The sequence below is a fragment of the Bradyrhizobium sp. Ken64 genome, assembly GCF_055807555.1.
Genome location: NZ_JBVVPA010000004.1, coordinates 256,798 through 268,508, shown reverse-complemented (window position 1 = coordinate 268,508; position 11,711 = coordinate 256,798). Strand labels below are relative to the sequence as shown.

General features: G+C 64.1%; 12 protein-coding genes and 1 tRNA gene. 9 read left to right on the top strand and 4 right to left on the bottom strand.

Going from position 1 to position 11,711, the window contains the following annotated elements; translation table 11 throughout:
• Nucleotides 1-64 precede the first annotated feature (64 nt).
• Nucleotides 65-556 (top strand): hypothetical protein, encoded by a 492-nt coding sequence (locus tag AC0L2F_RS09415; RefSeq protein WP_473248204.1) that lies wholly within the window; start codon nucleotides 65-67, stop codon nucleotides 554-556.
• 171 nt (nucleotides 557-727) lie between these two features.
• Nucleotides 728-1,765, top strand: a complete 1,038-nt coding sequence (locus tag AC0L2F_RS09410) for a thermonuclease family protein (RefSeq protein WP_473248203.1) — start codon at nucleotides 728-730, stop codon at nucleotides 1,763-1,765.
• 72 nt (nucleotides 1,766-1,837) lie between these two features.
• Here the strand turns inward: AC0L2F_RS09410 and AC0L2F_RS09405 are convergent, their stop codons facing one another.
• A complete protein-coding gene (locus AC0L2F_RS09405) occupies nucleotides 1,838-2,590 on the bottom strand; it encodes an SDR family NAD(P)-dependent oxidoreductase (RefSeq protein ID WP_106942175.1) in 753 nt (250 codons plus the stop codon).
• Nucleotides 2,591-2,685: 95 nt separating this feature from the next.
• Between AC0L2F_RS09405 and AC0L2F_RS09400 the strand changes: the two genes are divergently transcribed.
• The gene (locus AC0L2F_RS09400; RefSeq protein WP_473248290.1) at nucleotides 2,686-2,997 is read left to right on the top strand and encodes an ArsR/SmtB family transcription factor; all 312 of its coding nucleotides are present in this window, start codon (nucleotides 2,686-2,688) and stop codon (nucleotides 2,995-2,997) included.
• 117 nt (nucleotides 2,998-3,114) lie between these two features.
• Here AC0L2F_RS09400 and AC0L2F_RS09395 read toward each other — a convergent pair.
• Nucleotides 3,115-3,191: transfer RNA gene (locus AC0L2F_RS09395), tRNA-Met, on the bottom strand.
• Between the two features lie 312 nt (nucleotides 3,192-3,503).
• On the opposite strand from AC0L2F_RS09395, the gene AC0L2F_RS09390 reads away from it, so the two are divergent.
• Together AC0L2F_RS09390 and AC0L2F_RS09385 are read left to right on the top strand one after the other, a co-directional pair.
• The gene (locus tag AC0L2F_RS09390) at nucleotides 3,504-4,985 is read left to right on the top strand and encodes a coniferyl aldehyde dehydrogenase (RefSeq protein WP_473248202.1); all 1,482 of its coding nucleotides are present in this window, start codon (nucleotides 3,504-3,506) and stop codon (nucleotides 4,983-4,985) included.
• A gap of 98 nt (nucleotides 4,986-5,083) precedes the next feature.
• Nucleotides 5,084-6,682: a GMC family oxidoreductase gene (locus tag AC0L2F_RS09385; protein ID WP_473248201.1), complete on the top strand. Its 1,599-nt coding sequence runs from the start codon at nucleotides 5,084-5,086 to the stop codon at nucleotides 6,680-6,682.
• Nucleotides 6,683-6,878: 196 nt separating this feature from the next.
• On the opposite strand, the gene AC0L2F_RS09380 is transcribed toward AC0L2F_RS09385, so the two are convergent.
• Nucleotides 6,879-7,640, bottom strand: a complete 762-nt coding sequence (locus AC0L2F_RS09380; protein ID WP_473248200.1) for an SDR family NAD(P)-dependent oxidoreductase — start codon at nucleotides 7,638-7,640, stop codon at nucleotides 6,879-6,881.
• A 129-nt stretch (nucleotides 7,641-7,769) separates the two neighbouring features.
• Here AC0L2F_RS09380 and AC0L2F_RS09375 point away from each other — a divergent pair, with 129 nt between their 5' ends.
• From AC0L2F_RS09375 to AC0L2F_RS09365, 3 genes are all read left to right on the top strand, one after another.
• Nucleotides 7,770-8,282, top strand: coding sequence for a CvpA family protein (locus tag AC0L2F_RS09375; RefSeq protein WP_063994619.1), 513 nt, complete (start codon nucleotides 7,770-7,772; stop codon nucleotides 8,280-8,282).
• A 129-nt stretch (nucleotides 8,283-8,411) separates the two neighbouring features.
• Nucleotides 8,412-9,194, top strand: a complete 783-nt coding sequence (locus tag AC0L2F_RS09370) for an SDR family oxidoreductase (RefSeq protein ID WP_007605221.1) — start codon at nucleotides 8,412-8,414, stop codon at nucleotides 9,192-9,194.
• On the top strand, nucleotides 9,191-10,180 hold the full coding sequence (locus tag AC0L2F_RS09365) for an NADPH:quinone reductase (RefSeq protein ID WP_473248199.1): 990 nt from the start codon (nucleotides 9,191-9,193) through the stop codon (nucleotides 10,178-10,180). Before AC0L2F_RS09370 ends, AC0L2F_RS09365 begins: the two co-directional genes overlap by 4 nt.
• A gap of 12 nt (nucleotides 10,181-10,192) precedes the next feature.
• Here AC0L2F_RS09365 and AC0L2F_RS09360 read toward each other — a convergent pair whose 3' ends face one another.
• Nucleotides 10,193-10,669: a DUF3775 domain-containing protein gene (locus tag AC0L2F_RS09360; RefSeq protein ID WP_473248198.1), complete on the bottom strand. Its 477-nt coding sequence runs from the start codon at nucleotides 10,667-10,669 to the stop codon at nucleotides 10,193-10,195.
• A gap of 123 nt (nucleotides 10,670-10,792) precedes the next feature.
• Here AC0L2F_RS09360 and AC0L2F_RS09355 point away from each other — a divergent pair, with 123 nt between their 5' ends.
• Nucleotides 10,793-11,641 (top strand): MBL fold metallo-hydrolase, encoded by an 849-nt coding sequence (locus tag AC0L2F_RS09355; protein WP_473248197.1) that lies wholly within the window; start codon nucleotides 10,793-10,795, stop codon nucleotides 11,639-11,641.
• The last annotated feature ends 70 nt before the right edge of the window (nucleotides 11,642-11,711 follow it).

The window sequence follows — 11,711 nt, the reverse complement described above, 5'->3', positions numbered from 1 at the left end:
CTGACCGGCGCCGCGGAGCTGCATGTATTTTGGCAAGGCCACGGACATATTGAGGGAAAAGGCGATGGGCTCGAGGACTTACAACGGCAAGCAGTTCAGAGACTTGATGAACAGCAATTACTACCCGCTGGCGAACATGAAAAAGAGCGTGGCGAAGCTCAAAGCGTCGGACGACATCGATCTGCCGACCCTGGAGTATGGCCAGTACCACCTGATTCTGACGCCGGCGTCGAGCTGGCCGCAGGAAAGCGCCAAGTACTGGCACAAGGAGAAGGGTCGGGCCCGTCTCGACCTCAGCACCCAGCCGAACACAGTTCCCCTGTCCAGGGATGAGCCGGGCGTCATTCCCCTGACGCGATGCGATCTGCTCGATGCCTGCGTCCGGAAATGCTTCAACTCCGAGCCGCCGATCCCGATGAAGACGAAGATCATCACCCACGAAGCCAGCGACGCTTTCGCGCACCGGCACGAGATCCGGCTGGAGTGGGACTACAAGAAGGGCTCGGACAAGCCGACGCTGCTCAATTTGACGATGGTCTGCCCGCACAGATCCTGAGCTGAAGATACATTCTGCTTCGTTCGGAAGATCGTCTCCGCCCGCGGGCTACAAGCGCGCGGGTTAGAACCTCCGGCGCGTCCGCGAGGTGTCGTTCCTGTCGCATCTTCCGTCATGGGCTTGTCGTGCGAAAATGATTCGCTGTCTCCTGAACCATGACAGGAGCGGCCGATGCCCGTTGGACTGCTGGAGGTCGAAGGCAGCATTGATGTCGGCCAGTTCTGGCCGGAGGGGCGGTCGGACGCCGACACCACCAAGGTCGTGGTGAATGTCGCGCCGGACGCGATCCGCTTCCGCAAGAACGATACCGCGCCGCTCCACCCGACCCACGTCTTCGACGACGCCAAGGTCAAGGGCCGCACCAACACGGCGCCGATCAAGAACGGCAAGCTCACCATCCGCCTCCAGGGCATTGACGCGCCGGAGCTGCACTACCAGCCCTCGCCGCTCTCGCCCGCGGAGAAGAAGGGGCTGACGGACGCCAAACGGCAGGCCTATCACGAGGTCACCCATTCCTACCGGCAATTCCTCGGCGCCACCGCGAGCAAGGCGCTGCATGATTTCCTCAGCAGCGCCGGCGAAGCGACGCTCGCCTGCCGGGTCTTCACCCATGTCGATGCGCCGAACGAGGTGTTCGACACCTATGGGCGGCTGGTCGGCGACATCGAGGTGACGGTCAGCGGCCACAAGGTCGACATCAATCAATGGCTGGTCGAGCAGGGCTTTGCCTATCCGACGTTCTACTCCTCGATGAACGACGACGAGATCAAAGCCTTCCTCGCGCTGGCCAAGACCGCGCGCGCGAAGAAGCTGCCGGTCTGGAAGCACCTCGCCAAGACCGTCCCCGCCTTCGACTTCGACCTGCGCGAACCCAAGACAAACGAGACCGACGTGCTGGCGAGCGACAAGGGCCCGGTGATCATGCCAAAGCTCTACCGCCGCTACGCCAATTGGTCGGCGCGCAAGAAGGCCAAGGTGACGAGCCAGAATTTCCAGAAATTCTTGGGCGAAGGCTCCGGCGGCAAGCCCGACACCTGCTACGAGATCGACGACTTCCTGGAGAACGGCGTGCACTCGGCGACACCGCGCAATTTTGCGGAGTTCGTCGAGGGCGGAAAGACCATCAAGTTTCAGCCGGAGGGACTGGTGTTCGGCGAGGCGCCGTCGAGTTTGGTGGGGGCGGACGGGAAGGCGATTAAAGAGTTTTGAGAGACGCGCGATAAAGATGGCCCGCACGACGCGGGCCATCTCCTCATAGAACCCCTTAAGCTTCGCGCTCCGTCAGCGCAGGCCGCCTGTCACATGCAGCGTCTCGCCCGTGACGTACGACGCGTCGTCCGAAGCGAAGAAGGCCACTGCGGCAGCGATCTCCTCGACCTTGCCGATGCGGCCGAGCGGGGTGGTGGATTCGATCCAGTTGCGCATGTCACCTTCGTGCAGGCCGGCCGAGACGACGCCTTCGGTCGCGATCATGCCCGGGTTGACGGCGTTGACGCGGATCTTGCGCGGCGCCAGCTCCTTCGCCAGGACGGCGGAGATTGCATCCACCGACGCCTTGGTCGCGGTGTAGACGGCTGTGTTCGCCGGCGCGATGGTCGATACGCCGGAGCTGATGTTGATGATGCTTCCGCCATTGGCGTTGAAGTGCTTCGAAGCTTCGCCCGAGACCAGCAGCAGGCCAAGCACATTGAGGTCGAATTGCCTATGGAAATGCTCAGGCGTGATGGCCTCGAGCGGGGCGAATTCGTAAATGCCCGCGTTGTTGACGAGGATATCGATCGCGCCGAAGGCCTTTACGGTCTCTGCGACCACGCTTGTCACGTCCTTGGCGTCGGCCAGATTGCCGTGGACCGCGACGGCTTTGCCACCCTTGGCGACGATGGCGGCGACCACGCGGTCGGCGGCCTGCTTGCTGGAGCTGTAGTTGACGGCGACCGCCGCGCCCTCGGCCGCGAGCCGAGCGGCGATTTCGGCGCCGATGCCTTTGGAAGCGCCGGTCACGAGCGCAACTTTTCCTTCGAGTCTCTTGGTCATCACATATTCTCCACCGTCCGGCACGACGCCGATATTCAATAGTTCAATACTAGTGAACTATTGAATGAGTTCAAGGGAGGTGCTATATCTTGTTCATGGTGCAGTTCGTTCACCCACCGCGGAGCGAGATTTCACTGGCTGGGGTGCTGGGAGCGCTCGCGGACCCGATGCGGCTGCGTATCGTCAAGAGCCTGGCCGCGCAGAACAATTGCATGTCGTGCACCGAGGCGGCGCCCTGCCCTGACATGGCGAAGTCGACCCTGTCGAACCATTTTCGCATCCTGCGCGAGGCCGGCCTGATCCGGACCTCAAAGCAAGGCGTCCAGCACCGCAATGTCCTGCGCGAGGAGGACATCAATGCGCGGTTCCCGAAATTGCTGAAAATGATCCTGAGCTATCCGGAGTGAGGCGTTCCCCCACTCTTGCGCAAGGTTCGGCCGACGTTTCCACCGGGGCGCGGCCAAAACAAAAATGGCCCGCTCAAAGCGGGCCATTTTCGGATCGGGACCGGTAAGGTCCGAACTTGGTTGCGGGGATAGGATTTGAACCTATGACCTTCAGGTTATGAGCCTGACGAGCTACCGGGCTGCTCCACCCCGCGTTAACCGTTGCTTTGCCTTCGCGAAAGTGCCGGGGACGATGAATGAAGGGCCGGCGCTGTTCGCGTGGCTTGCTTCGTTCGTCCCAAAGGCTTCCTTGGAAGGCAACCCCGGGCAAAACCCGTTGGGTGCGGGCGGTATGTACCAACCCGACGTGGCTTTGGAAAGGGCTGCGGGGACGTTTTTTTCGACTTTATGACAGCGCGGTGGACGAATTTGTGGCCTGTTTGGCCCGCCCTTGCCAGAAGTTCCACAAGGGGCCAGCTTGCGGCAACAAAACCAGGCGGAAACGCCACTTAGAGAGGGAGAACGCCATGGACCACGCCTTGGACCGCCCCTCCGATCGCCCTTCCGATCGCCCCTTGGACCGCCCCCCGCCGAGCGCCCCGCTTCGGGCCGTCGAAGACGCCTTCCATACCATGGTCGCGCGGTCGCGGGCCGAGCCGGCGCCTGGCCTTGCCGAGCGGCTCGACCGGCTGGCGCGGCTGCGTGCCGTGGTCACCGACAACGAGGAGCGCTTCCGGCAGGCGATCTCGGCGGATTTCGGCCACCGCTGCGCGGTCGAGACCAATATCGCCGAGACCATGATGGTGTTCTCCGAGATCCGCCATGCCACCAAGCACCTCAAGAGCTGGATGGCGCCGCAGCGCGTTTCGACGGCGCTGCAATTTTTGCCCGCGCGCAATCGGCTGATGCCGCAGCCGCTCGGCGTCGTCGGCATCATCGCGCCCTGGAATTATCCGCTGCAGCTGACGCTCGCGCCCGCGATCGGCGCGCTCGCCGCCGGCAACCGTGTCATCATCAAGCCGAGCGAGCTCGTGCCGCATTTCTCAGCGCTGCTGAAGGAGACGGTCGCGCAAAAATTCGACGCTGCGGAGCTGCTCGTCACCGGCGTCGAGGACGAGATCGCGAAGGCCTTCGCACACCTGCCGTTCGATCATCTGGTGTTCACCGGCTCGACCCGGGTCGGGCGACTGGTGGCGGAGGCAGCGGGGCGCAATCTGACGCCCGTCACGCTCGAGCTCGGCGGCAAGTCGCCTGTTATCATCGACGCCTCGGCCGACCTCGAAGAGGCCGCCGAGCGCATCGCCTACGGCAAGCTGCTCAATGCCGGGCAGACCTGCATCGCGCCCGACTATGTGCTGGTGCCCGAGCGCGCGTTGCAGGGCTTTGCCGAAAAAGTGCGCGCGCAGATGCGGCGCATGTTCGGCACCGATCCCGCCAACAAGGACTATACCTCCGTGATCTCCGACCGGCATTATGCGCGGCTGGAACATCTCGTCGCGGATGCGGCAAGCCGCGGCGCCAAGATCCTGCAGCCGGCAAAGGCGGACGATCCCAACTGGAAGGCACACCGCAAATTCCCGCCGACGCTGATCGAGGGCGCGACCGAAGACATGGCCGTGATGCAGGAGGAGATTTTTGGACCGGTGCTGCCGGTGCTCGGCTATCGCGAAGCGGCCGACGCCATCGCCTTCGTCAATGCCCGCGACCGGCCGCTGGCGCTGTACTGGTTCGGCAAGGACCGCATTGCGCGCGACGAGGTGCTGGCGCGCACCGTCTCCGGCGGCGTCACCATCAACGACTGCCTGTTCCACTTCGCGCAAATCAGCCAGCCGATGGGCGGCGTCGGCGCATCCGGCACCGGCGCCTATCACGGCGAATGGGGCTTTCGCACGTTCAGCAAGCTGAAGCCGGTGTTCTATCGTTCGAAACTCAACCGCCTCGCCGACCTCTACCCGCCCTACGGCGGCAAGATCGCGCGGCTGGAGAAGATGATGCGGTTCATGTCGTAGGGGCGGTCGTTCCGGGGCGCGTAGCGAACCCGGAACCTCGAGATTCCGGGTTCGATGCTCCGCATCGCCCCGGAATGACGATAACGGGGGAAACACAAGTGACTGACACATTTGATTTCGTCGTCGTGGGCGCGGGCTCCGGCGGCTGCGCGGTGGCGGGGCGGCTGTCGGAGGATGCGGGGACATCCGTGGCGCTGCTCGATGCCGGCGGACGGAACGACAATTGGCGGATCACCACGCCGTTCGGGCTCGCCTTGCCATACAAGGCCGCGAACTGGGGCTTCGATACCGTGCCGCAGAAGGGATTGAACGGCCGTATCGGCTATCAACCGCGCGGCAAGGGGCTCGGCGGATCCTCGGCGATCAATGCCATGGTCTACATCCGCGGCAACAAATGGGACTACGACCACTGGGCCTCGCTCGGCAATGCCGGCTGGTCGTACGCGGACGTGCTGCCCTATTTCAAGGCTTCCGAGAACAACGCAGATTTCGACGGCGCGTATCATGGCAAGGGCGGCCCGCTGCATGTCAACAGGCTACGCTCGGACAATCCGATCCATGACGTCTTCCATCAGGCCGCCCGCGAGGCGCAGTTCCGCATCCGCGAGGACTTCAATGAAGACGACCATGAAGGGCTCGGCAGCTACCAGGTAACCCAGCACAATGGCGAGCGCTGGAGCGCGGCGCGCGCCTATGTGAATCCGCACATGGACAAGCGCGCGAATCTGCGCGTCGAGACGGGAGCGCATGCCACGCGCATCCTGTTCGAAGGCGGGCGCGCCGTCGGCATCGAATACATCCAGGGCAAGCAGACAAAGCAGCTGCGCGCCCGCCGCGAGGTGATCCTCGCCTCCGGGGCCTTCCAGTCACCGCAGCTTTTGATGCTGTCGGGCATCGGCGACGGCGAGGCGCTTGCCGCGCACGGGATCGGCGTCGTGCATCATTTGCCGGGCGTCGGACGCAATCTGCAGGATCATCCGGATTTCGTGTTCGTCTACGCCTCCGACTATCCGCACTTCGTCCACTCATCGCTCGGCCGGCTGCCATCCCTGCTCCGCGCCATCCAGCGATACCGCCGGGAGCGGCGCGGCCTGATGACCACCAATTTCGCCGAGTGTGGCGGCTTCCTGAAGACCCGATCCGACCTCGATGTGCCCGACATCCAGCTGCACTTCATCATCGCGATGCTCGACGATCACGGCCGCAAGAAGCACAAGGAGGCGGGCTTCTCATGCCATGTCTGCCTGTTGCGACCGAAGAGCCGTGGCAGCGTCTGGCTGAAAAGCGCAGACCCGCTGGCAGCGCCGCTGATCGACCCGAATTTTCTGGGCGAGGCGGAGGATCTCGAGACGATGGTCGCGGGCTTCAAGACCACGCGACGGCTGATGGAGACGCCCGCGATGCGCGCGTTGCAGAAGAAGGACATGTTCACGTCCGATGTGAGAACGGACGACGATATCCGCGCCATCCTGCGCGCGCGTGTCGACACCGTCTATCACCCCGTCGGCACCTGCAAGATGGGCACCGATGCGATGGCCGTGGTCGATCCGGCGCTGAAGGTGCACGGCGTCGAGGGCCTGCGCGTCGTCGACGCCTCGATCATGCCGACGCTGATCGGCGGCAACACCAATGCCCCGACCATCATGATCGGAGAGAAGGCGGCGGACATGATCAGGGCGGAGATGCGGGCGAATTGAAGCACACTCTTGCTCCATTGTCGTCCCGGCGAAGGCCGGGACCCATTACCCCAGGGAGTAGTCGTGGCACGAGATGGTAACCACGAGTCTTCGCCAAACTGCTCCCTGTGGTTATGGGTCCCGGATCTGCGCTCCGCTTCGCTGCGCTTGTCCGGGACGACGCCTGAGTGAACTCGCTTGTCCGGGACGACGGTAATCAATTCAGCAAGAATCCGCCGTCCACCGTCACCACGCTTCCCGTCATGTACCGCGAGGCCTTCGAGGCCAGCAGCAGGATCGCGCCGTCGAGATCGGATTCGGCGCCGATGCGGCGCTGCGGAATGCGCTTGGTCAGGCGCTCGCCCGGCGGCGTCGACCAGAACGCGTGGTTCATCTCGGTGTCGATATAGCCGGGTGCCAGCGCGTTAATGCGGATGTTCTGCCCCGCGAGCTCCAGCGCCATCGCTTTGGTCGCCTGGATGATGCCGGCCTTGGAGATCGCGTAAGGCGACACCGCCTTCAGCACGCCGGTGCCGAGCACGGAGGCGATGTTGACGATGTTGCCGTCCTGCTTGCGCGCGATCATGCGGCGCGCGATCTCGGTCGCGAGGAAATAGGCGCCCTTGAGATTGGCGCCGATCACCGCGTCCCAATCGGCCTCGGTCTGCTCGGTCGCGAGCTTTTCGATGGCGATGCCGGCATTGTTGATCAGCACCGTGACCGGGCCGAGCGCGGCTTCCGCTTCATCGACGGCCCTCGCAATCGATGCGGTGTCGGTGACGTCGAGCGCGACGGCGGCGGCACGGCCGCCCTTGCCGCGGATCTCGTCTTCCAGGCTCTTCAGCTTGTCGGTCTGCCGCGCCGCGAGCGCGACGGCCGCGCCATGCGCCGCCAACACCCGGGCAAATTGCCGCCCCAGCCCCTGGCTCGCACCCGTGACGAGGATGGTTTCCTGACTGACATCGAATAGGTCTGACATGACGTTTTCCTTGACGCTTTCCTTGGGCGCTTTCCCTGAGCTTTGGCGCCATCAATACAGACGATTTTAACGATCTGAAACCGGAATGATCGGTTCTGCGTTCACTCGTTCCATGGCAGGCTCCCGCGCATGAACAGTTTCGATCTCGCCGTCTATGCGGCGCTCGCAATCGCGATCGGCTTCGGTTTCAGGACCGGCCTGCTCGGCAGCGCCATGACGATCCTGGCCTATCTCCTCGCCGCCCCGATCGCGGTTGCGCTGATGCCGCTGATCGTCCCGCAGGTCGCGGGCAATCCGAATGCGCCGCTGCTGCAGAACTGGATCTGGTTCTTCGGAATCTTCGTGGTGGTCGGCATGCTGTTTGGATATCTCGGCCGCCTGGCGCTGAGCGACACGATACGGCAGGCCGGCATCGGCGACCGGCTCGGCGGCGCAGCCCTCGGCGCCATCAGGGTCGGCCTCGTCGCCACCACCCTGGTGCTGGTGTTCGACCAGATCGTGCCGGCCAACCGGCAGCCGCCGTTCCTCGCCGGCTCGCATCTGCGGCCGCTGTTCTCGACGGTGGGCCGGATGGGCTTCAAGTCGCTGCCGCCGGAGGCGGCCTCCGCGATCGACCGTCTCAAGCAGGAGCGGCGCATCTGATGAGGCGCATTTGCATCGCCGGGCAAGTGCGCATGCATTTTGATGCGAGCCAATCCCTTATCAGCGGTGCCAAGGTTGGCTAGAATGGCGGCTTCTTAAAAACCTGCATGACATTACGGGAGTGAAACAGTGGATCTTGGGATCAAAGGCCGCCGCGCCATCGTCTGCGCATCCAGCAAAGGCCTCGGACGCGCCTGCGCCATCTCGCTGGCCGAGGCCGGCGTACACGTCACGCTGACCGCGCGCGGCGCCGAGGCCCTGAAGAAGACGGCCGACGACATTCGCAAGGCCTATCCTGATGTGACCGTGACCGAGATCGTCGGCGACATCACGACGCCGGCGGGCCGCGAGGCCGTGCTCAAGGCCTGCCCCGAGCCGGATATCCTGATCAACAATGCCGGCGGACCTCCGCCCGGCGATTTCCGCAACTGGACCCGCGACGACTGGATCAAGGCGATCGACGCCAACATGCTGACCCCGATCGAGCTGATCAAATCGACGGTGGACGGCATGATGGCGCGCAAGTTCGGCCGCATCGTCAACATCACCTCGGCCGCGGTGAAGGCGCCGATCGACATCCTCGGCCTCTCCAACGGCGCGCGCGCCGGCCTCACCGGCTTCATCGCCGGCCTGTCGCGCAAGACCGTGATCAACAACGTCACCATCAACGGCCTGCTGCCGGGCCCGTTCGAGACCGACCGCCTGCGCAGCACCGCGAAGGGGGAATCCGAGAAGCGCGGCATCACGCCGGACCAGGTTCTGGCCGAGCGCGCCAAGCTCAATCCCGCGGGCCGCTTCGGCGATCCCGAGGAGTTCGGCTACGCCTGCGCCTTCCTGTGCGGCGCCAAGGCGGGCTTCATCACCGGGCAGAACCTCCTGCTCGATGGCGGTGCCTTCCCGGGAACGCTGTGAGGGCGGTCTGGTACGAGGAGACAGGACCGGCGGCGGACGTCCTCACCTATGGTGAGATGGCGACGCCGGTCGCAGGTCCAGGCGAAGTTCGTATTCGCCTGGAAGCCTCCGGCGTCAATCCGGCCGATGTCGGCCGGCGCGGGGGCAGCTATCGCGCCAAGGAATTTTCGCGCGTCATTCCGAACAGCGATGGCGCGGGGTTTATCGACCAGATCGGCGATGGCGCGACGCGGTTCAAGATCGGCGACAGGGTCTGGCTGTTCAACGGCCAGCGCAACGGCCGCGCCTTTGGCACCGCGGCCGAACATATCGCGCTTGCCGAGCATCTGGTGACGCCGTTGCCCGACAATCTCTCTTTTGCGGAAGGCGCGACGCTGGGCATTCCCGCAATGACGGCGTGGTGCTCCCTGTTCGCGGACGGACCGATCGTGGGCAAGACCGTGCTGGTCACCGGCGGCGCGGGCGCAGTCGGGCATTACGCCGTGCAACTCGCGAAATGGGGCGGCGCGCAGGTGACCGCGACCGTCAGCTCGGCGATGAAAGGCGAGCAGGCGCGACAGGCCGGTGCCGATCTCGTGGTCAATTACAGGGACGAAGATGTCGTTGCCAAGGCCATGGCCTTCACCGGCGGACGCGGGCTCGACCACTTGGTCGATGTCGATTTCGGCGGCAACATCGCGACGACCCTGAAGTTGATGGCCATGAATTCGACAATCGCGGTCTACGCCACGAACGGCAACCGCACGCCGACCGTGCCGATGCGCGAGCTGATGGAGAAGTGCATCACGCTCCGCTCGCTCGTCTTGTTCGCGCTGCCGCCCGCGTTGCTTGCGGCGGCGCAGGCCGACATCTCGAAATGGCTGGCGGCGGGGCCGCGAATCCACAATGTCGCGGCGCAGTTTCCGCTGTCGGAGACGGCGCAGGCCCATGTCGCCGTCGAGAAAGGCGACAAGCTCGGCACCGTGGTCGTCGACTGCGCGCGCTGATATCGGCCGGGATCACCGCTGCTTGGTGGGCTCGTCTTCATCCCGCTGGCTCGGACTGGATGAATCGGCGACTGGGTTTCCGTCGGTCCAGTCGACGCCGAATTCATCGAGCCCGTCGGCGAGCAGGTCGCCCAGCATCGGCTCACCGAGCAGATAATGCGCCGTCTCGCGCCGGGGACTGCGATACTCGGCGCGCGCCTCCACGGCGCGTGCGCGCAGATCGTCCCAATCATCGATCGTGCCGTCGCCGCGGCCGAGCCAGGTCAGTGTGACCAGATCGATCTGCTCGTCCTCGTTCATGGCCACGATAAAACTTCCGAGTTCGTTGACGACCGGATCGGAGCCGTCATCCTCGAGGACGTCGACCGCATCGTCATCGGTCGCGTTCGAGCCGGAATCCGGATCGGAATCCGCCTGCTTGACGTCGAATTCACGCGCCTTTTCGATGATGAAGGCGACCTTCTCCGCGGAAATCGCAAGCTCTGGCATGGCTGGCCCTTTGTCTTTCCCTGGGTTCCCGCGATAACGCCGCACCGCGTCAGATGATCCATTGCGCCTGACGGCGAAACTGCGCATGTTCCCCGCCAAAGCAAGAACATGAGGATGCGCCGGATGCAGTGGAAGGTCGGCAGGGTCAAAATAACCAAGGTCGTGGAATTGGAGACGGTCGGCTCGACCCGCTTCATTCTACCCTTGGCGAGCAATGCAGAAATCCAGAAACTGCCTTGGCTGATCCCGCATTTCGCCACCGAAGAGGGCCGGCTGAAAATGTCGATCCATTCGCTGGTGGTGGAGACGCCGACGCGCCGCATCGTGGTCGATACCGGGCTTGGCAACGACAAGCAGGGCCGCAACGTGCCGACCTGGAACAATCGCACCACGCCATTCCTGGAGACGATGATTGCGGCGGGCTTTCCGCCCGAGAGCATCGATACCGTGCTGTGCACGCATCTTCATGTCGACCATGTCGGCTGGAACACGAAATGGGTCGACGGCAAATGGGTGCCGACCTTCCCCAACGCGCGCTATGTGTTCGGCAAGACCGAGTATGAGCATTGGCGCGACCACTCCACCGAGCCGGACAAGCAGGCCGTGTTTGGCGATTCCGTGAAGCCGATTGTCGATGCCGGCCGGACCGAGTTGATCCCGAGCGATCACCGGCTCAGCGACGAGATCAGCATGATCCCGACCCCCGGCCACAGCCCCGGGCATATGAGCATTCTGGTCCAGTCGGACGGCGAGCAGGGACTGCTGACGGGCGACGTCGCCCATCATCCCTGCCAGATGGCGCATCTCGGCTGGTCCTCGACCGCGGATTCCGACCAAAGTCAATCGGCGACGACGCGGCGCGAATTGTTCGGCCGGTTTGCCGACACCCCGACGTTGGTGATCGGCGGGCATTTTTCGGCCGGGCATATCAGGCGGGACGGGGACGCATTCAGGTTCGAGGCGCTGGCCTAAGTCTCGTGCCCCGGACGAACCTCCCGAATCGAGAGGGCTGCAATGCGCCCTCTTTGAGCGGTTGAATTTC